This is a genomic window from Hoeflea sp. YIM 152468, assembly GCF_029210485.1.
GTDB lineage: Bacteria > Pseudomonadota > Alphaproteobacteria > Rhizobiales > Rhizobiaceae > Hoeflea.
The window spans coordinates 60559-79702 of sequence record NZ_JARGET010000005.1 but is presented as its reverse complement, the minus strand read 5'-3'; the positions used below and the strand labels follow the sequence as shown (position 1 = coordinate 79702).

At 59.8% G+C, this 19144-nt stretch carries 29 protein-coding genes; 28 read left to right on the top strand and 1 reads right to left on the bottom strand.

Annotation, left to right across the window (positions count from 1 at the left end; translation table 11 throughout):
• The first annotated feature begins 1 nt into the window (after position 1).
• The 21 genes from rplV (at position 2) to rplQ (ending at position 11536) form a co-directional block, all read left to right on the top strand.
• The gene (gene rplV, locus PZ897_RS02430; protein WP_275749492.1) at positions 2–391 is read left to right on the top strand and encodes a 50S ribosomal protein L22; all 390 of its coding nucleotides are present in this window, start codon (positions 2–4) and stop codon (positions 389–391) included.
• Positions 391–1095 (top strand): 30S ribosomal protein S3, encoded by a 705-nt coding sequence (gene rpsC / locus PZ897_RS02425; RefSeq protein ID WP_275749490.1) that lies wholly within the window; start codon positions 391–393, stop codon positions 1093–1095. The genes rplV and rpsC overlap by 1 nt, the downstream gene beginning before the upstream one ends.
• A 36-nt stretch (positions 1096–1131) precedes the next feature.
• Positions 1132–1545 (top strand): 50S ribosomal protein L16, encoded by a 414-nt coding sequence (rplP, locus tag PZ897_RS02420; RefSeq protein WP_097109094.1) that lies wholly within the window; start codon positions 1132–1134, stop codon positions 1543–1545.
• 11 nt (positions 1546–1556) lie between these two features.
• Entirely contained in the window at positions 1557–1757 is a 201-nt protein-coding gene (gene rpmC / locus PZ897_RS02415) for a 50S ribosomal protein L29 (protein WP_275749487.1), read from the top strand.
• 12 nt (positions 1758–1769) lie between these two features.
• The gene (gene rpsQ, locus PZ897_RS02410; protein WP_275749485.1) at positions 1770–2009 is read left to right on the top strand and encodes a 30S ribosomal protein S17; all 240 of its coding nucleotides are present in this window, start codon (positions 1770–1772) and stop codon (positions 2007–2009) included.
• 232 nt (positions 2010–2241) lie between these two features.
• Positions 2242–2610, top strand: a complete 369-nt coding sequence (rplN, locus tag PZ897_RS02405) for a 50S ribosomal protein L14 (protein ID WP_275749483.1) — start codon at positions 2242–2244, stop codon at positions 2608–2610.
• Between the two features lie 11 nt (positions 2611–2621).
• Complete coding sequence (gene rplX / locus PZ897_RS02400; RefSeq protein ID WP_275749482.1) at positions 2622–2933, top strand: 50S ribosomal protein L24; 312 nt, start codon at positions 2622–2624, stop codon at positions 2931–2933.
• A complete protein-coding gene (gene rplE, locus PZ897_RS02395; RefSeq protein ID WP_275749481.1) occupies positions 2926–3480 on the top strand; it encodes a 50S ribosomal protein L5 in 555 nt (184 codons plus the stop codon). The genes rplX and rplE overlap by 8 nt, the downstream gene beginning before the upstream one ends.
• A 33-nt stretch (positions 3481–3513) precedes the next feature.
• On the top strand, positions 3514–3819 hold the full coding sequence (rpsN, locus tag PZ897_RS02390) for a 30S ribosomal protein S14 (protein WP_275749480.1): 306 nt from the start codon (positions 3514–3516) through the stop codon (positions 3817–3819).
• A gap of 12 nt (positions 3820–3831) precedes the next feature.
• Positions 3832–4230 carry a 30S ribosomal protein S8 gene (rpsH, locus tag PZ897_RS02385; protein ID WP_275749479.1) on the top strand — a complete coding sequence of 133 codons (399 nt, stop codon included), beginning with the start codon at positions 3832–3834 and terminating at the stop codon, positions 4228–4230.
• A 38-nt stretch (positions 4231–4268) separates the two neighbouring features.
• Entirely contained in the window at positions 4269–4802 is a 534-nt protein-coding gene (gene rplF / locus PZ897_RS02380; RefSeq protein ID WP_275749477.1) for a 50S ribosomal protein L6, read from the top strand.
• A 12-nt stretch (positions 4803–4814) separates the two neighbouring features.
• The gene (gene rplR, locus PZ897_RS02375) at positions 4815–5177 is read left to right on the top strand and encodes a 50S ribosomal protein L18 (RefSeq protein ID WP_275749476.1); all 363 of its coding nucleotides are present in this window, start codon (positions 4815–4817) and stop codon (positions 5175–5177) included.
• 45 nt (positions 5178–5222) lie between these two features.
• Entirely contained in the window at positions 5223–5783 is a 561-nt protein-coding gene (rpsE, locus tag PZ897_RS02370; protein WP_275749475.1) for a 30S ribosomal protein S5, read from the top strand.
• Positions 5784–5821: 38 nt separating this feature from the next.
• Positions 5822–6022, top strand: coding sequence for a 50S ribosomal protein L30 (gene rpmD, locus PZ897_RS02365; RefSeq protein WP_275749474.1), 201 nt, complete (start codon positions 5822–5824; stop codon positions 6020–6022).
• A 16-nt stretch (positions 6023–6038) separates the two neighbouring features.
• Complete coding sequence (gene rplO / locus PZ897_RS02360; protein WP_275749472.1) at positions 6039–6533, top strand: 50S ribosomal protein L15; 495 nt, start codon at positions 6039–6041, stop codon at positions 6531–6533.
• Between the two features lie 200 nt (positions 6534–6733).
• Positions 6734–8074 (top strand): preprotein translocase subunit SecY, encoded by a 1341-nt coding sequence (secY, locus tag PZ897_RS02355; protein ID WP_275749470.1) that lies wholly within the window; start codon positions 6734–6736, stop codon positions 8072–8074.
• Entirely contained in the window at positions 8071–8655 is a 585-nt protein-coding gene (locus PZ897_RS02350) for an adenylate kinase (RefSeq protein WP_275749469.1), read from the top strand. The genes secY and PZ897_RS02350 overlap by 4 nt, the downstream gene beginning before the upstream one ends.
• Positions 8656–8989: 334 nt before the next feature.
• Positions 8990–9358 carry a 30S ribosomal protein S13 gene (gene rpsM, locus PZ897_RS02345; protein ID WP_275749468.1) on the top strand — a complete coding sequence of 123 codons (369 nt, stop codon included), beginning with the start codon at positions 8990–8992 and terminating at the stop codon, positions 9356–9358.
• 141 nt (positions 9359–9499) lie between these two features.
• Complete coding sequence (gene rpsK / locus PZ897_RS02340; protein ID WP_275749467.1) at positions 9500–9889, top strand: 30S ribosomal protein S11; 390 nt, start codon at positions 9500–9502, stop codon at positions 9887–9889.
• Between the two features lie 101 nt (positions 9890–9990).
• Positions 9991–11001 carry a DNA-directed RNA polymerase subunit alpha gene (locus PZ897_RS02335; RefSeq protein WP_275749465.1) on the top strand — a complete coding sequence of 337 codons (1011 nt, stop codon included), beginning with the start codon at positions 9991–9993 and terminating at the stop codon, positions 10999–11001.
• Positions 11002–11107: 106 nt separating this feature from the next.
• Complete coding sequence (gene rplQ / locus PZ897_RS02330; RefSeq protein WP_275749464.1) at positions 11108–11536, top strand: 50S ribosomal protein L17; 429 nt, start codon at positions 11108–11110, stop codon at positions 11534–11536.
• Positions 11537–11564: 28 nt separating this feature from the next.
• Here rplQ and PZ897_RS02325 read toward each other — a convergent pair whose 3' ends face one another.
• Positions 11565–11999 carry a hypothetical protein gene (locus PZ897_RS02325; protein ID WP_275749463.1) on the bottom strand — a complete coding sequence of 145 codons (435 nt, stop codon included), beginning with the start codon at positions 11997–11999 and terminating at the stop codon, positions 11565–11567.
• A 404-nt stretch (positions 12000–12403) separates the two neighbouring features.
• Here PZ897_RS02325 and PZ897_RS02320 point away from each other — a divergent pair, with 404 nt between their 5' ends.
• The 7 genes from PZ897_RS02320 to PZ897_RS02290 all read left to right on the top strand — a co-directional run bounded on the left by PZ897_RS02320 (position 12404) and on the right by PZ897_RS02290 (position 19139).
• Positions 12404–13696 (top strand): DegQ family serine endoprotease, encoded by a 1293-nt coding sequence (locus tag PZ897_RS02320; RefSeq protein WP_275750122.1) that lies wholly within the window; start codon positions 12404–12406, stop codon positions 13694–13696.
• A 4-nt stretch (positions 13697–13700) separates the two neighbouring features.
• A complete protein-coding gene (locus PZ897_RS02315) occupies positions 13701–15014 on the top strand; it encodes a replication-associated recombination protein A (RefSeq protein WP_275749462.1) in 1314 nt (437 codons plus the stop codon).
• Between the two features lie 315 nt (positions 15015–15329).
• Entirely contained in the window at positions 15330–16367 is a 1038-nt protein-coding gene (locus PZ897_RS02310) for a 2-dehydropantoate 2-reductase (protein ID WP_275749461.1), read from the top strand.
• A gap of 93 nt (positions 16368–16460) precedes the next feature.
• Positions 16461–17009, top strand: a complete 549-nt coding sequence (locus PZ897_RS02305) for a flavodoxin domain-containing protein (RefSeq protein WP_275749460.1) — start codon at positions 16461–16463, stop codon at positions 17007–17009.
• A gap of 84 nt (positions 17010–17093) precedes the next feature.
• Complete coding sequence (gene crcB, locus PZ897_RS02300; protein ID WP_275749459.1) at positions 17094–17468, top strand: fluoride efflux transporter CrcB; 375 nt, start codon at positions 17094–17096, stop codon at positions 17466–17468.
• A gap of 37 nt (positions 17469–17505) precedes the next feature.
• Positions 17506–18495, top strand: coding sequence for an RluA family pseudouridine synthase (locus PZ897_RS02295; protein ID WP_275749458.1), 990 nt, complete (start codon positions 17506–17508; stop codon positions 18493–18495).
• Complete coding sequence (locus PZ897_RS02290) at positions 18492–19139, top strand: HAD-IA family hydrolase (protein WP_275749457.1); 648 nt, start codon at positions 18492–18494, stop codon at positions 19137–19139. Before PZ897_RS02295 ends, PZ897_RS02290 begins: the two co-directional genes overlap by 4 nt.
• Positions 19140–19144: the final 5 nt, after the last annotated feature.

Below are 19144 nucleotides of genomic sequence, written 5' to 3'. Positions count from 1 at the left end.
CATGGGCAAGGCAAAAACCGAACGCCGGCTCAAGACCAACGAAGCGCAGGCTGTTGCCCGCACAATTCGTGTCAGCCCGCAGAAGCTCAACCTGGTTGCAGCGCTCATCCGCGGCAAAAAGGTTGATAAGGCCCTGGCCGAACTTGAGTTTTCGCGCAAGCGTATCGCTGTGACCGTCAAGAAGACACTTGAATCGGCTATCGCAAACGCGGAAAACAATCACGATCTCGATGTCGATTCGCTGGTTGTTGCCGAGGCGTTCGTTGGCAAATCCATCGTCATGAAGCGCTTTCATGCCCGCGGTCGCGGTCGCTCTTCGCGCATCGAGAAGCCATTTGCGCACCTGACCATCGTTGTGCGTGAGATGGAAGCCAAAGAGGAGGCCGCGTAATGGGTCAGAAAATCAATCCAATCGGTTTCCGCCTCGGCATTAACCGTACCTGGGACAGCCGTTGGTTCGCCGACAATGCCGAATATGGCAAGCTGCTTCACGAAGACCTCAAGATCCGCAAGTACCTGCTGGCCGAACTCAAGCAGGCAGGTATTTCCAAGGTCGTCATCGAGCGTCCGCACAAGAAGTGCCGCGTGACCATCCACGCTGCGCGTCCTGGTCTCATCATCGGCAAGAAGGGTGCAGACATCGAAAAGCTGCGCCGCAAGCTGTCGGAAATGACCCAGTCGGAAACGCACCTCAACATTGTTGAAGTGCGCAAGCCGGAAGTCGACGCAGTGCTGGTTGCCCAGTCGATCGCCCAGCAGCTGGAACGCCGTATCGCGTTTCGCCGCGCCATGAAGCGTTCGGTTCAGTCGGCCATGCGTCTTGGCGCCGAAGGCATCAAGATCACCTGTGGCGGCCGTCTCGGCGGCGCTGAAATCGCACGGACCGAATGGTACCGTGAGGGCCGGGTGCCGCTTCATACGCTGCGCGCCGACATCGATTACGGCACTGCCGAAGCAAAGACCGCTTACGGGATTTGCGGCGTCAAGGTCTGGATCTTCAAGGGCGAAATTCTTGAGCACGATCCCATGGCGTCTGAACGTCGAGCGACTGAAGGTGACGCATCGGGCGGCAATCGCCGGCGCGAAAACGCCTGATTATTGCGCCAGGCAGACAATTCGGAGAATTAGACAATGTTGCAGCCAAAGCGTACAAAGTACCGCAAGCAGTTCAAGGGCCGCATCAAGGGTGTCGCCAAGGGCGGCTCGGACTTGAATTTCGGTTCCTACGGCTTGAAGGCACAAGAGCCTGATCGCGTCAACGCGCGTCAGATCGAAGCTGCCCGCCGGGCCATCACACGTCACATGAAGCGTGCTGGTCGTGTGTGGATCCGCATCTTTCCAGATGTTCCTGTCACATCCAAGCCGACGGAAGTCCGCATGGGTAAGGGTAAGGGCTCGGTAGATTACTGGGCTGCGAAGGTTAAGCCCGGCCGGATCATGTTCGAAATTGACGGCGTTAGCGAAGAGCTCGCCCGTGAAGCCCTGCGTCTCGGCGCAGCCAAGCTTTCGGTCAAGACCCGCTTCGTGCAGCGCATCGCAGAGTAAGGATACGGATCATGAAAGCCGCAGATGTTCGCGCCTTGAGCGTCGACCAACTCAATGATGAGCTTGCCAAGCTGAAGAAAGAGCAGTTCAACCTGCGTTTCCAAGCCGCCACCGGCCAGCTTGAAAAGACATCGCGCGTTCTTCAAGTACGCCGCGATATCGCTCGCATCAAGACTATCGCCCGCCAGAAGGCGGCGGAAATCAAGGCCTAAGGACCGAATAATATGCCAAAACGCATCCTGCAGGGCACTGTTGTCAGTGACAAGAACGAGAAGACCGTGGTTGTCCGGGTGGAACGCCGTTTCGCGCATCCGGTCATGCGGAAGATTGTTCGTCGCAGCAAGAATTACAAGGCGCACGACGAAACCAATCAGCACAAGGTTGGCGATTCGGTTTCCATCCAGGAATGCGCGCCCATCTCCAAGGACAAGCGCTGGACTGTCATCGAGACTGTCCAGGCTTAATTGAGTAGGTTTTGCGGCAGGGGCTATTGCACCTTGCCGAGAATCCTGTAAGAAGCAGGCCATTGGCGCAGAACGCCCCGGTAAAGGGCGTTCTTCTGCTTTCCGCGCACGGAAGGTCCCTTAGGGAAACCACCTTGGCAATATCCTTCCCGCGCAAGAGAATTGATTCATAAGCTGGCAAAGGGGGCCTTCTGGTCCAACCGTGTCGGTAACAACAAGAAGGCGGCCTGATATGATTCAGATGCAGACAAATCTCGACGTCGCGGATAATTCCGGCGCTCGTCGTGTCATGTGCATCAAGGTTCTGGGCGGTTCCAAGCGGAAATATGCTTCCATCGGCGACATCATCGTCGTTTCGATCAAGGAAGCCATTCCGCGCGGTCGCGTCAAGAAGGGTGATGTGATGAAGGCGGTTGTGGTCCGCACGGCCAAGGACGTTCGTCGCGCCGATGGCAGCGTGATCCGGTTCGACCGGAATGCAGCTGTCCTGATCGACAACAAGAAAGAGCCGATCGGCACCCGTATCTTCGGACCGGTTCCGCGCGAATTGCGCGCCAAGAGCCACATGAAGATTATCTCTCTGGCTCCTGAAGTGCTGTAAGGAACGAACCGATGCAAAAGATCCGCAAAGGCGACAAGGTCGTCGTTCTGGCCGGCAAGGACAAAGGCCGTTCCGGCGAAGTCCTGGCTGTGATGCCGAAGCAAGACCGTGCGGTTGTCCGTGGTCTCAATATGGTCAAGCGCCACCAGCGCCAGACCCAGACCCAGGAAGCCGGCATTATCAACAAGGAAGCTTCGCTTCACCTTTCCAACCTCGCGATTGCCGATCCGAAGGATGGCAAGCCGACCCGTGTCGGCTTCCGCATCGAGGGTGACAAGAAGGTGCGCGTCGCTAAGCGTTCGGGAGTGGTCATCGATGGCTGATAAGTACGAGCCACGGCTCAAGAAAGATTATGTCGAGCGCATCCGCAAGGCCATGCAGGAGCAGTTTGCTTACGCGAACGAAATGCAGATTCCGCGCATGGACAAGATCGTCATCAACATGGGTATTGGCGAGGCGACTGCCGACTCCAAGAAGCCTGCGACTGCAGCTGCCGACCTGGCCGCGATTGCCGGCCAGAAGCCCGTGATTACGCGCGCCCGCACGTCGATTGCCGGTTTCAAGCTGCGTGAAGACATGCCGATCGGTGCGAAGGTGACTTTGCGCGGCGCCCGCATGTTTGAATTCATGGATCGCCTGATCACCATCGCGCTTCCGCGCGTTCGTGACTTTCGCGGCCTGAACCCGAAGAGCTTTGACGGCCGTGGCAACTTTGCCATGGGCCTCAAGGAGCACATCGTGTTTCCGGAGGTCAACTACGATAAGGTTGATCAGATCTGGGGCATGGACATCATCGTTTGTACGACGGCACCAACGGATGACGAAGCACGCGCTCTCTTGAAAGAGTTCAACTTCCCATTCCGCCAGTAATCGTAACGGCATTCGTAAAAAGGATATCTGATCATGGCGAAAATCAGCGCAATCGAAAAGAACAAGCGCCGCCGCAAGCTGGTCGCACGCGACGCATCCAAGCGCGCCGAGCTCAAGGCGATCACGCAAAACAAGGAGCTTCCTATCGAGGAACGCTTCCGGGCAACCCTGAGGTTGGCAGAAATGCCGCGCAACGGGGCCAAGATTCGCGTTCGCAATCGTTGCGAAGTTACCGGCCGTCCGCGCGCATTCTACCGCAAGCTGAACATGTCGCGTATTGCTTTGCGTGAACTCGGGTCGATGGCCAAGGTGCCCGGCCTTGTCAAGTCGAGCTGGTAAGGAGCGCGCAGTATGGCAATGTCTGATCCATTGGGTGATATGCTCACCCGCATTCGCAACGGCGTCGCTCGCCGCAAGTCATCGGTGTCGACTCCCGCTTCGAAGCTGCGCGCCCGCGTGCTCGACGTTCTGGAAGCCGAAGGCTATATCCGCGGATACACTGAAGTCGCGTTCGACAACGGCAAGGCTGAGTTGAACATCGAGCTCAAGTACCATGAAGGCGCACCGGTGATCCGCGAGATAGCGCGCGTTTCCAAGCCAGGCCGTCGTGTGTACGTCTCCGTAAAGTCCATTCCGCAGGTCGCCAACGGTCTCGGCATCATGATCCTTTCGACTCCGAAGGGTGTTGTCGCCGACCACGTTGCGCGTGAGCACAATGTTGGTGGTGAGGTTCTCTGCTCGATCTTCTGATCCCGCAGGCCCTCCAACTCGAACAGACAGGTTGAACAATGTCTCGTATCGGTAAAATGCCCGTCCCGGTCCCCGCCGGTGTCACCGCGACCATTGATGGCCAGAAAGTGGTCGTCAAGGGTCCCAAGGGTGAATTGTCGTTTCTTGCAAGCGACGAAGTGACAGTTAAGCTCGAAGACAACGCAGTTGTTGTCGCGCCTGTCGATAGCTCCAAAGACGCCCGCTCAAAGTGGGGCATGTCGCGCACCATGGTTTCCAACATCCTGACCGGGGTGAAGGATGGCTACGAGCGCAAGCTCGAGATCAACGGCGTCGGTTATCGCGCGGCCATGCAGGGCCAGAACCTGCAGCTGTCTCTTGGCTTTAGCCATGATGTCGTTTACCAGCCGCCCAAGGGTGTCAGCATTGCATGCCCGAAGCCGACGGAAATTGTCATTACCGGCATCGACAAGCAGGTGCTTGGCCAGGTGGCTGCCGTGATCCGCGGCTATCGCAAACCTGAACCCTACAAGGGCAAGGGCGTTAAATATGCTGAAGAGCGGATTGTCCGCAAAGAAGGCAAGAAGAAGTAAGGAAGACGCGAAATGGCTAGCAGGAAACAATCCCTTACGCGTCGGGCCGACCGTGTCCGCCGTCAGATCAAAGCGGTGGCCAATGGCCGCCCGCGCCTGTCGGTTCATCGCTCGTCGAAGAACATTTATGTGCAAGTCATCGACGATGCGGCAGGCAAGACACTTGCATCCGCATCAACGCTTGATACCGGCCTTCGTGGCGATCTCAAGACGGGCGCAGATGTCTCCGCCGCAGCAGCGGTTGGCAAGTTGATTGCCGAACGTGCAAGCAAAGCCGGTGTCAAGGAAGTGGTCTTTGACCGGGGTGCATTCATCTATCATGGACGCATCAAGGCACTCGCAGAAGCAGCCCGCGAAGGCGGTCTGAGCTTCTAATTCTAACCAGCCGATTGATTCCGGAAAAGAATAAGGAACAGGACAATGGCCAAGGAAGGTCGCCGCGACAACCGCGGTAGAGACGATGAGCGCGATAGCGAATTCGTTGACAAGCTCGTACACATCAACCGCGTTGCCAAGGTCGTCAAGGGCGGACGCCGCTTCGGTTTTGCAGCCCTGGTGGTTGTTGGAGATCAGAAGGGCCGCGTTGGCTTTGGACATGGCAAGGCGCGCGAAGTGCCCGAAGCAATCCGCAAGGCGACTGAAGCGGCCAAGCGCGATCTGATTTTCGTTCCGCTGCGGTCCGGCCGTACACTGCACCATGATGTGCATGGCCGTCACGGCGCGGGCAAGGTGCTGTTGCGCTCTGCCAAGGCTGGTACCGGCATCATCGCCGGTGGCCCCATGCGTGCGGTTTTCGAAACGCTGGGCATGCAGGATGTGGTGGCCAAGTCGACCGGGACTTCAAACCCCTACAACATGATCCGCGCTACTTTTGACGCACTGAAGCACCAGGTTCATCCCAAGGACATCGCTTCTCAGCGCGGCATGAAGTATTCCACGCTCCAGGAACGCCGCGGAGTTTCCGCCGGCGCCGAAGAGTAAACGGGCCTCCGCCTTTATCGTATTAAGGAGCCAAGATCATGGCTGACACAAAAAAGGGCAAGACGGTCACCGTCGAACAGATCGGCAGCCCGATTCGCCGCCCGAACGTTCAGCGTCAAACGCTGATCGGCCTGGGCCTTAACAAGATGCACCGCCGCCGGACCCTCGAGGACACACCGTCCGTTCGTGGCATGATCCGTTCGGTCAGCCACCTCGTTCGCGTTGTCGACGAGAAGTGAGTGGGAGTGAACTGTCATGAAACTCAATGATATCGCCGACAACCAAGGTGCCACCAAGAACCGCAAGCGCGTCGGACGTGGCATCGGCTCTGGCATGGGCAAGACCGGTGGCCGTGGCGTCAAGGGCCAGAAATCCCGCAGTGGTGTTTCCATCAAGGGCTTTGAAGGCGGCCAGATGCCAATCTACCGGCGTCTCCCCAAGCGCGGCTTCACCAACATCTTCTCGACCGATTTCAACGTGGTATCGGTTGGTCGCATTCAGATGGCGATCGATGCGGGCAAGCTTGACGGCAAGAGCATGATCGATGCGGCAGCTCTCAAGGCTGCCGGCGTGATCCGCCGCGTCAAGGATGGCGTTCGCGTCCTCGCTGATGGTGAGGTCACGGCCAAGTTCAACCTCGAAGTTGCAGGCGCTTCGGCTGCTGCGATCGAAAAGGTGGAAAAGGCTGGCGGCAAGATCAAGCTGCTCGCACCTGCGCCTGTGGCTTCCGAGGCAGCCGCCAAGGAATAGCAAAAATTTGACCGTCCGGTGCTTCACATCGGACGGTTTTCGTCCCATATGGGATCGGTCGCCGCGGCACAACGCGACGTCTGGGGCAGGCGTCGGGAACGGGTAACTCCGGAGAGGCCGCATCGCCCGGTGAAACCAACTCAGCCCCTCCGGAGATGATCGGGTTCATCAGGCGCCGGAAGGGCCGCGCGGAGAACGCAATGGCATCTGCAGCCGAACAGCTCGCTTCCAATTTGAATTTCGGGGCTTTCGCCAAGGCGGAAGATCTGAAAAAGCGGATCTGGTTTACTCTTGGCGCACTGCTGGTGTACCGGTTGGGAACCTACATTCCGCTTCCAGGCATCAATCCCGAAGCTTTTGCGCAGGCCTTCCAGGGACAATCTGGCGGCATTCTCGGCCTGTTCAACATGTTTTCAGGCGGCGCGGTCGAGCGTATGGCGATTTTCGCGCTCGGCATCATGCCCTATATTTCGTCTTCGATTATCATTCAGTTGATGACGTCCGTCGTCCCGACGCTTGAGCAGCTCAAGAAAGAGGGCGAGCAGGGCCGCAAGGTCATCAACCAGTACACCCGTTACGGCACCGTTCTGCTCGGCACCGTGCAGGCCTACGGGATCGCGGTCGGTCTCGAATCCGGCAATGGCATCGTCACCGATCCGGGCTGGTTCTTCCGAATCGCTACGGTGATCACCCTCGTCGGCGGCACGATGTTCCTGATGTGGCTCGGCGAGCAGATCACGGCACGCGGCATCGGCAATGGCATTTCGCTGATCATTTTCTCCGGCATTGTTGCCGCGCTTCCGACAGCGGTCGCAGGCACGCTCGAGTTGGGCCGGACTGGCGCCTTGTCGACGGGTCTGATCATCGCCGTGATCGTGGTTGCCATTGCGGTCATTGCCTTCATCGTCTTCATCGAGCGGGCGCAACGGCAATTGCTGATCCAGTATCCGAAGCGCCAGGTCGGTTCGCGCATGTTTCAGGGCGATACCTCGCATCTGCCACTCAAGCTGAATACATCGGGCGTCATTCCGCCGATCTTTGCGTCGTCCTTGCTTTTGCTGCCGGCTACGGTGGCCGGCTTTGCCGCCACCGGCAATATGCCAGGTTGGGCAACAACGCTGTTGGCCTCCCTTGGCCATGGTCAGCCCGCCTATATGGTGCTGTATGCCTTGATGATTGGTTTCTTTGCGTTTTTCTACACAGCCATCGTGTTCAATCCGAAGGACACGGCCGACAATCTCAAGCGGCATGGCGGCTTCATCCCGGGCATCCGCCCTGGTGAGCGGACTGCGGAATATATCGACTTCGTGTTGACGCGAATCACCGTGATTGGCGCCATGTACCTGATTTTCGTTTGTCTCTTACCCGAATTTCTAATCGCGCAGACTGGCGTTCCGTTCTATCTGGGTGGTACGTCACTGCTGATCGTCGTCTCGGTGACGCTCGATACGGTAGCGCAGATTCAGGGACATCTGATTGCCCAGCAATATGAAGGGTTGATCAAGAAGTCCAAACTTCGGGGAGGCAAGAAGGGGCGATGAAATTAATTCTTTTGGGACCGCCAGGCGCGGGCAAAGGAACCCAGGCGCAGCGTCTGGTCGAGAAATACCGAATACCGCAATTGTCGACTGGTGATATGCTGCGGGCTGCGGTGTCAGCCGGCACCGAAGTCGGCAAGCGTGCCAAGTCGGTGATGGATGCAGGCGAGCTGGTGTCCGATGACATCGTCAATGCCATTGTCTCCGAGCGGATCGATCAGCCTGATTGTGCCCACGGTTTCATCCTGGATGGATACCCCAGGACACTGGTGCAGGCCGATGCCGTTGAATCCATGTTGGCGAGCAAAGGCAAGAAGCTCGATTGCGTGATCGAGCTTCTGGTTGACGACAAGGCGCTGGTCGGCAGAATCATCAAGCGTGCCGAGGAGGCCGCTGCGGCGGGTCAGCCGGTGCGCAAGGATGACAATGCCGAGGTGTTCGAAGAACGGTTGCGCGAGTATTACAAGAAGACCGCGCCATTGACCGGCTACTATTATGCCAAGGGTATTCTGCGCTCCGTCGACGGCATGTTGGCAATCGATGCGGTGAGCGAAGAGATTGATGCCGTTCTGGCTTCGCTCTGATCGGCGCGGAGCAAGGCAGGGCCGGTGCCTGTGAGGGGTGCCGGTCTTCAAGGCACTTTGAATGCAGCATTTGGACACGGAAAGCTTGACGAAGGGCCTCCGAGTCCGTTAAGACCTGCGCACCTCGCAATTTGCAAGCGACCGGCGCGTTTCCTCGAAGGCTTGAGGACACGGCACTGGTCGCTTTTAGTGTGTTGAGTGCAGGAAGGCGCAAGCCGGTGGGGTGGAGATACCTCTCATCCGGTTTGCAATGGACTACCCCGCAAGGGCCGGCCTCCACCGGACGCGGGTCAACGATAACCCGCCGGCACGACCGGCCCACATGGAGAAGCAAATGGCCCGCATAGCAGGCGTAAATATTCCGACAAACAAGCGCGTTGTGATCGCATTGACCTACATTCACGGCATCGGACGCAAGTTCGCTTCCGAGATCGTTGAAAAGGTAGGCATTCCGCTGGAGCGCCGCGTCAATCAGCTTTCCGATGCGGAAGTTCTGCAGATCCGCGAAACCATCGACCGTGACTACCAGGTTGAAGGCGATCTGCGCCGCGAAAACTCGATGAACATCAAGCGTCTTATGGACCTTGGTTGCTACCGCGGTCTGCGCCATCGTCGCGGCCTGCCGGTACGTGGTCAGCGCACCCATACCAATGCCCGCACCCGCAAGGGTCCGGCAAAGGCGATTGCTGGCAAGAAGAAGTAATTGGGATCCACCTGCCAGGTGGCGACAGCCTGATGGCGGCGATTGTCTCGATCGCCGCCTGGAGGCTGGATCGTTCAGGCGGGTGAATTCCGGTGGAGCCGCTGGCGTTACGGCGGTGATGATATCTCGAAAGGAAAAATTATGGCCAAGGAAGCCACCCGTATTAAACGGCGTGAACGCAAGAATATCTCGTCAGGCGTAGCCCACGTCAATTCCAGCTTCAACAACACGATGATCACCATCACCGATGCACAGGGAAATGCAATTTCCTGGTCGTCAGCCGGTGCCAAGGGCTTCAAGGGGTCGCGTAAGTCGACGCCGTTTGCCGCCCAGATGGCTGCTGAAGATGCGGCCAAGAAGGCCCAGGAACATGGCATGAAGACGCTGGAAGTCGAGGTCTGCGGTCCCGGCTCGGGCCGTGAATCGGCGCTTCGCGCCCTGCAGGCTGCCGGCATCACCATCACCTCGATCCGTGATGTGACGCCGATCCCGCACAATGGCTGCCGCCCGCGCAAGAAGCGCCGCGTCTAAGCCATATCAGATCTGGACGGGTCAGGCTTGCCTGCGCCCGTCTGATTCTCTTCTCACTTGGTCGCACGATTGGATAGTGCGGCAACAGGAAGGCAACACACATGATTCAGAAAAACTGGCAGGAATTGATCAAGCCGAGCAAGGTTGAGTTCAATACCACTGATCGCACGAAGGCCTCCGTGGTTGCCGAACCGCTTGAGCGCGGTTTTGGTCTGACCCTGGGCAATGCCCTGCGCCGTGTTCTTCTGTCCTCGCTGCGCGGCGCTGCCGTCACTGCGGTTCAGATCGACGGCGTTTTGCACGAGTTTTCTTCGATTCCCGGCGTTCGGGAAGATGTCACCGACATCATCTTGAACATCAAGGAAATCGCCATCCGCATGGAAGGCGACGAAGCCAAGCGCATGGTTGTCCGCAAGCAGGGTCCGGGCGTCGTCAAGGCTGGAGACATCCAGACAGTCGGCGATATCGAGATCCTCAATCCGGACCACGTTCTGTGCACCCTCGATGAAGGCGCTGAAATCCGCATGGAATTCACCGTCAACAACGGCAAGGGCTATGTGCCGGCGGATCGCAACCGGGCAGAAGATGCACCGATCGGTCTGATTCCGGTCGACAGCCTGTATTCGCCGGTCAAGAAGTGCTCCTACAAGGTGGAAAACACCCGTGAAGGTCAGGTTCTTGATTACGACAAGTTGACGCTGAGCATCGAAACCGATGGGTCGGTGAGCGGCGAGGATGCCGTGGCCTATGCAGCCCGTATTCTTCAGGACCAGCTCGGTGTGTTCGTCAACTTCGATGAGCCGCAGAAGGAAGTCCAGGAGGAAACCGTCGCCGAACTCGCATTCAACCCGTCGCTTCTCAAGAAGGTCGACGAGCTGGAGCTTTCGGTCCGTTCGGCCAACTGCCTGAAGAACGACAACATCGTCTATATCGGCGACCTGATTCAAAAGACCGAAGCCGAAATGCTCCGGACTCCGAATTTCGGCCGCAAATCGCTCAACGAGATCAAGGAAGTCCTGGCTTCCATGGGCCTGCATCTGGGTATGGAAGTTCCATCCTGGCCGCCGGAAAACATCGAAGACCTCGCCAAGCGTTACGAAGACCAGTATTAACTCGCAATTCCTGGAAAAACGGTTTCCGGTTTTCCGTCCGGAGTTGCGTCCGAAGAGCAAACTATTCAAACGGCAGGTGTGCGCCTGCATGTGAAGGAGACTAGCCATGCGCCATGGAAATTCAGGTCGCAAGCTGAACCGTACCTCGAGCCACCGCAAGGCGATGTTCGCCAACATGGCGGCTTCGCTCATCGAACATGAGCAGATCGTGACCACCTTGCCCAAAGCCAAGGAAATTCGTCCGATCGTCGAAAAGCTCGTCACGCTCGGCAAGCGCGGTGATCTGCATGCTCGCCGCCAGGCGATTTCGCAGATCCGCGACAACGATGCGGTGCGCAAGCTGTTCGACAGCATTGCAACGCGTTACGCCACTCGCCATGGCGGCTATATTCGCATCATGAAGGCCGGTTACCGTACCGGCGACAATGCGCCGATGGCTGTTGTCGAATTCGTCGATCGCGACCCGGACGCCAAGGGGTCCAAGGACCGCGCTCGCGTGGCTCTCGAAGCCGCCGCCGAAGAAGAAGCCGCGTAAGCGCTTCAAACCGGCAATGCGAACGACATCAAGGGCCGGGTGCGTCAAGCGCCCGGCCTTTGCCATATCGGCAATCTGATGCGGCCATCGATGGCGGTTTCTTGCCATTCGGCACCTGGCGCCGACGCAACAGCCGCCAGCCAGGCGGCAGCGTGAGCAGTCCCGCCTGGAGCCATTGTACAAGGCCAATCCGTGTCACCGACAGGCGGGAGCGCAGCGCACCGGCTGCCGCGACCGTTGAGGCCAGCGGGTGCAACCGGGCCGGGCAGGGGCCGACTGTACGGATCGACCATCTGGTAGATGTCAGCGCCAGCGGGCCCCGCAGCACAATTGCCGCCATGCCGATGCCGATCAACCATCTTGGGAAGAGGTCCTCGACAACCACATGCCGCGGCAGCCGGCAGGGGATCACATTGAGACATACTGAACTCGCTGCCGGGGCGAAGGCCAGGGACACCCACATTTTCCTGTCCAGGAGGTGATAGCCCCCGAGACGGTCGACCAGCGCCTCTGAAGGGCAGGTTTTTCATCCCTGCCATGAAGCGGTCAAACTCCTGATGACTTTACTGCGTCACTCAGGCCATACTGGTCACATCACCAAGGATTCCCGTCATGATTCCAGATCGTTCGCGATTTCGCGCTCTTCCGGTTGTTGTGTTGCTGGTCAGCATGCTGACTGCGCCGTTTTTTGTTCCGGCGTCCGCGCAGACCAAGACCGAAGAGACAGTCAGCGACACGATAGGCAAGATTTTTCGCGATGTTCTGGGCGGCGGCAAAACCGAGGCGCCGGAGCAGGCAAGTCCAGCACCGGCGCCCGATCCCGCTCCGTTGCCGCGCCGCGAGGTTCCGCGCTCTCAGGCCGACGTGATGCAGTCTTTCTCTCCGCTGGTGAAGGCAACCGCGCCGGCCGTCGTCAATGTCTATGCGGACCGCCTGGTTCAACGCTCCATGTCGCCGTTTGGCGGAGATCCGTTCTTCGAGCAATTCTTCGGCCAGCGCATGCCCAACCGAACCGAGCGGCAGTCTTCGCTCGGCTCCGGCGTGATCATCGAGAGCCGCGGCATCGTGGTCACCAACAATCATGTCATCAAGGATGCTGACGACATTCGCGTAGCCCTTGCCGACGGGCGTGAATTCAAGAGCCGCATTCTGCTCAAGGACGAGCGTTTCGACCTCGCAATCCTGCAGATCGAGGGTGAAGGGCCGTTTCCGGCAATTGAATTCGGCGACACCGATTCGATCGAGGTTGGCGATATCGTGCTCGCCATCGGCAATCCGTTCGGCGTCGGCCAGACCGTGACCAGCGGCATCGTTTCGGCGCTGGCGCGCAATCGTGTCGGTGTCTCCGATTTCGGTTTTTTCATCCAGACCGACGCGGCCATCAATCCGGGCAATTCCGGTGGTGCGCTGATCGACATGAGTGGCCGGTTGATGGGCATCAACACGGCGATCTTCACCCGCTCCGGCGGGTCCAACGGCATCGGCTTTGCCATTCCCGCCAATCTGGTTCGCGCGGTCGCCGAAACCGCCGAATCCGGTGGCAATGTGTTCGAGCGGCCCTACATCGGCGCCACCTTCGAAACTGTAACACCGGAGATTGCCGAAGCACTCGGGCTGGATCGCGCAAGCGGCGCTCTGGTATCCGATGTCGCCGCCAGCGGGCCGGCCGGCAAGGCGGGGTTGCGGGCGGGCGACATCGTGGTGGGATTCAACGGCCAGCGTATCGAGCATCCCGATGCGCTGGGCTATCGTCTGGCAACCACCGGGGTTGGCGCGACCGCCAAACTCGATGTGCTGAGCCGCAAGGGACAAAAGACGGTGGCGATCACGCTGCAGGCGCCGCCGGCCGACGATCCGCGCGACCGCCGCACGCTTGCAGGCAAGAGCCCGTTCGCCGGTGCGGTGGTTTCCAACATCACGCCGCGCCTGGCCACCACGCTGCGGCTGCCCCAGTCGCTGCGCGGGGTTGTTGTCATCGAGGTGCCGCGCCGTTCGCTTGCGGCCCGCTACGGGGTGCGCCCGGGCGACATCATTTCGCAGATCAACGGCGTCGAAATCGCCAATGTCGATACTCTCGAGCGGGCAGTATCGAGGGATGCCGGATTCTGGCGGCTTGAGATCATCCGCGGTGGCCAGCGCATCCGCCAGTTTCTAAGGTGATCAGATGAGTGATCTCTTCGCCACGCCAGACGCCGCCATGAGCGGACATCGTCCGCTTGCCGACCGCTTGCGGCCGGCACGGCTTGCCGAGGTGACCGGACAGCCGCATCTGACCGGCAAGGATGGTGTCATCACCCGGATGATCGGCTCCGGCAGTCTCGGGTCGATGGTGTTTTGGGGACCTCCGGGAACCGGCAAGACCACGGTGGCCCGGTTGCTGGCGGGCGAGACCGATCTGGCATTCGATCAGATTTCGGCGGTTTTTTCCGGCGTCGCCGATCTCAAGAAGGTTTTTGAAGCGGCGCGGGCACGGCGCATGGGCGGGCGCCAGACTCTGCTGTTTGTCGACGAGATCCACCGGTTCAACCGGGCCCAGCAGGACAGCTTTCTGCCGGTGATGGAGGACGGCACCGTCGTGCTGGTTGGTGCGACCACCGAAAACCCGTCCTTTGAACTCAACGCGGCGCTGTTGTCGCGCGCCCGGGTGCTGACCTTCAAGCCCCATGATCAGGACAGCCTCGAGAGCCTGCTGGTGCGGGCAGAAACCGAAACCGGCACACCGCTGCCTCTTGATCCGGGTGCGCGGCTAAGTCTGGTGCGGATGGCCGATGGCGATGGCCGCGCTGTTCTCACCCTTGCCGAAGAAGTCTGGCGGTCCGCGCGCAAAGACGAGGTGTTTGACACCGCAGCACTGGTCGAGGTGGTGCAGCGCCGGGCCCCGCTCTACGACAAGGGGCAGGACGGCCATTACAATCTGATCTCGGCGCTGCATAAATCCATCCGCGGCTCCGATCCCGATGCAGCACTCTACTATCTCTGCCGCATGCTCGATGCTGGCGAGGATCCGCTGTTCTTGTGCCGCAGGCTGGTGCGTATGGCGTCGGAGGAAATCGCCATGGCTGATCCGCAGGCGCTGGTCATCGCCAATGCGGCCAAGGAGGCCTATGATTTCCTGGGCTCGCCCGAGGGAGAGCTGGCGCTGGCCCAGGCTTGCGTCTATCTGGCCACGGCACCCAAATCCAATTCGGTCTACACCGCCTACAAGGCGGCCATGCGGGCTGCCCGGGAAGGGGGATCGCTGCTGCCGCCCAAGCACATCCTCAATGCACCGACCAAGCTGATGAAGGCCGAGGGCTACAATGAGGGCTACCGGTACGATCACGATGAGCCTGATGCCTTTTCCGGCCAGGATTATTTCCCCGAAACCATGGGCCGCAAGACCTTCTACGACCCGCCCGAGCGCGGCTTCGAGCGCGATATCCGCAAGCGGCTGGAGTTCTGGTCAAGGCTGAGAAAAGAGCGCGGCGGCAAGGGGTAGGGTGCGTGAGCGTCAATAGAGCGGCGCTGCCACCAACAACAGTTGCCACCGGTCCCAACGTTGCGGATCACGGGTCGCCAGGGTGCCCAGCCCGGCAACCGAACTGAGCCCGCCCGCATGGCCGATTGCTGTGGACCAGTGGCCCGGTCACAGCCGATCAATGTCCTCAGATAGGAATTGGATTGTCGACCGCAGTTTCACCGGAAGAGGATTTCGAAGGTTCGCGCAAATAGCTGGCTCAGCGCAAACGACTTTCCAGCCTGCCAGGCTTTGTCTATCAGTTAGGCATGGTCATCTCTGCTGGAACTATCGCTTATGGATAATCGAACCCGCGGCACGACCGTCGGTATCATGGGGGCCGGCGCGATCGGGCTCTATGTCGGCGGTATGCTGGCTCAGGCCGGTGCACCGGTCGTCTTCGCTGCGCGAGGCCGGACTTTGCAAGCGCTTCAGCGCGGGCTGTCGCTGACACGCTATGACGGCTTCAAGGCTGCGCTCAAGCCGCAGCACTATCTGGCCGGCGGGGCCGACAGTCTGCTCGATTGCGATGTGGTGCTGTTTTGCACCAAATCCGGGGACACAGAGACCGCCGCGCGGCAATTGGCACGATCACTCAAGCCCGGCGCCACAATCATCAGCCTGCAAAACGGCGTCGGCAATATCGAGATGCTCACGGCGCTGTTGCCCGGTCATCAGATTGTTGCCGGCACGGTTCCGTTCAATGTCGTTCGGTTGTCGCCCAATGCGATCCATTGCGCGATGGAGGGCAAGGTGCTCCTCGCCGCTTCCCCGGCTTCAGACGCACTGGCCGAGCTTGCCGCAACCTCCAGCCTGTGCCTGGAAATTCATCCCGATCTGCAAGCGTTGCAATGGGGCAAGCTGCTGCTCAATCTCAACAACGGTCTCAATGTGATCAGCGGCCTGCCGCTGCGGCGTCAGTTCGAGGATCCGGGATATCGCACCGTTCTGGCCATGGCGATGGAGGAGTTGCTGCAAGCGCTCGACGCGGCCGGGATCCGCGCTGTTGGCGCAACCCGCACAAATCCCAAGCTGATCCCGAAGATCCTGCGCCTGCCAACCTGGCTGTTCCGGATTGTCGCCCGGCAGCAATTGAAGATGGACGACACCGCGAGGTCATCGTCCTGGGATGATCTCAAGGCGGGCAGGGAGCCCGAGACAAGGTTTCTCAATGGAGCCGTGTGTGCCCTTGCCCAGGCGCACGGCCGCGCTGCGCCGGTCAACGCGCTGATTTGCCAATTGGTGGAGGAAGCCTTCGCCGCCAAGGCCTCGCCAGCAATGCCGGGCGCTGACCTCTTGGCACTGGCGCAAAACGCAGCGCGACACAGCGCGTGAGCGCTGAAACCGTTCAGTGGGTTTGATCTGCATCAACGCCGGATGAGGCCGGGCGGTGCATGCTGATTTCCAGTACTCACGGAGGACGTATCCATGACTGTTCTGGTGCTTTATGCCACGGTTGAGGGCCATACACGCAAGATTGCCGAGCACGTGGCAGGCAAGCTCGAAAATGCGGGGCAGGGGGTGATCCTGGCCGATGTCCGTGACCCCGGATTTGCTGTCCCGGGACGGTTTGACGGGGTGCTGATTTGCGCGCCGATCCACATTGGCCGCTACCCATCCTCGGTGGCCCAGTTTCTGATCGACTGGAAAGCCGCTCTTGCTGATGTGCCCACTGCCTTTGTCTCGGTTTCGCTCGGCATTCGCAGCGACAGCGCCGAAGAGCGCGCGCAAGCACAAACCTATCCGGCAAAGCTGGAAAGGAAGACCGGATTTCATATCTCCAAGGTCCACCACGCCGCCGGTGCGCTCAAGTTTCTGGAGTATGATTTCTTCAAGCGCATGTTGATGCGCCAGATCGCCGCCAGGGAAGGCGGCCCTGTTGACACCAGCCGAGATCACGAATTCACCGATTGGGCCGCACTTGACGCGTTCGTGCAGGAATTCGCCGACGATGTCGCCCTGGCGGAGACGGGGTAAGGTGAGGGCACCGGTCGCCCCAATGCCTGCGCACCTGTGAGGCTACGGCTTTATCAAGCCGTGCTTTTCGGCTAAGCAGCATCCATGTATGCAATGCTTCTCGTTTTTCTCGGCGGCGGTCTTGGCGCCGTGTCGCGCCATCTCTCGGGCATGGCGATGCTGCGCCTGTCGGGCCCCGCCTTTCCCTGGGGCACGATGCTGGTCAATATCGCCGGCTCACTGGCCATGGGCCTGCTGATTGCCTGGCTGGCGCGGCGCTCCTCGGGCGATGCGGATCTGCGGTTGTTGCTTGCAACCGGATTTTTGGGCGGTTTTACCACATTTTCCGCCTTTTCGCTTGATGCGGTGACGCTTTACGAACGCGGTGCGTTGACGGCGGCGGCCGCCTATGTGATTGCCAGCGTAACAGTTTCCATCCTGGCGTTGTTTGGCGGGCTTTGGCTGGCGCGCCAGCTCTAAGACCAGCCTTCAAGCCCAGGACAAAGAGATAATCGATATGGCGGGCGTACAGCTCAAACAAGTGGAACCGGACGAAGCCGGCATGCGGCTCGATCGCTGGTTCAAGGTGCATTTTCCGGGACTGGGGTTCGGGCCGCTGCAAAAGCTGCTCAGATCCGGGCAAATCCGGGTGGATGGCGGCAGGGTGAAATCCGACGCCAGGGTGCAACCGGGCCAGACCGTGCGGATTCCGCCGATGGATGTCGACGAGAAGGCCTCCGGGCCGTTGACCGCCAAGACCATGCGCAGCCAGAACGACCACGAAGTGCTGAGCCAGATGCTGTTGCATGAGGATGCAAAGGTTCTGGTGTTCAACAAGCCCGCCGGTCTCGCCGTGCAGGGCGGCTCCGGCGTTACCCGCAATGTCGACGAGATGCTTGAGGCCTGGCGCAACAAGAAGGGCGAGAAGCCGCGGCTTGTGCACCGGCTGGATCGCGACACGGCTGGAGTTCTGGTCGTTGCCCGCACCCGTGGCGCGGCCCAGGCGCTGACCGCGGCCTTCCGCGAACGCACCACCAAGAAGACCTACTGGGCGCTGGTCAAGGGCGTGCCGCGCGACAAGGAAGGCAAGATCTCCACCTGGCTGATCAAGGAGCAGACCGAGGATGGTGACCGGATGCGCGTCGCCAGGCATGGCGAGCAGGGCGCCGATCATGCGGTGTCCTATTTCCGCATCATCGACAAGGCGGCACAGAGACTTGCCTGGCTCGAACTCGAGCCCTACACCGGCCGCACGCATCAGCTTCGGGTGCACGCGCTGCATCTGGGTCACCCGATCATCGGCGATCCCAAATATTTCGAGTTCGACAAGAACTGGGAGTTTCCCAGCGGCATGCAGAACCGGTTGCATCTGCTGGCCCGCCACATCTCGGTGCCGCACCCCGATGGCGGGCGGCTGTCGGTGACAGCCCCCTTGCCGCCGCACATGGTGCAAAGCTGGAACCTGCTCGGCTTTGACGAAGCCACCGCCGGGGAAGCGGAAGAATGAAGCTGGTGCTGTTTGATTGCGACGGCACCATTGTCGACAGTGCCGGGATTATCCATACCTGCATGGTGCGCACATTCGAAGATTTCGGGGTGGTTCGGCCCGAGCTTGATCACACCAAGTCGATTATTGGGCTGACGCTCGATATCGCCATCGCGCAGATGCTCGGCCGGCCTGTCGATGTGGAAATCACAGCCATGACAACACGCTACAAGCAACACTTTATGGACCACCGTCAAAATGGTGGTGGCTTTGAATCCGCCTATGACGGCCTGCTGCCTCTCATCGCCGAACTGGCTGCCCGCGACGATGTCGTACTGGGCGTGGTCACCGGAAAATCCCGGCGCGGGCTCGACGCTATCCTGGCACATCATGATCTGACAAAGGCATTCTTCACCACCCGCACGGCTGATGACTGCCCGTCCAAGCCGCACCCGGCTATGGTGCTGGAATGCTGTGCGGCTGCCGGAATCGATCCCGAACGCACGACAGTGATTGGCGATGCGATCTATGACATGCAGATGGCGGTCAACGCCGGAGCCCGGGGCGTGGGTGTGTCCTGGGGCTATGCTTCGGTGGGTGCGCTCAGGGCGGCCGGCGCCGCGCATGTGGTGACCACTGCCGGCGAAATTGCTACTCTGATCTAATCACG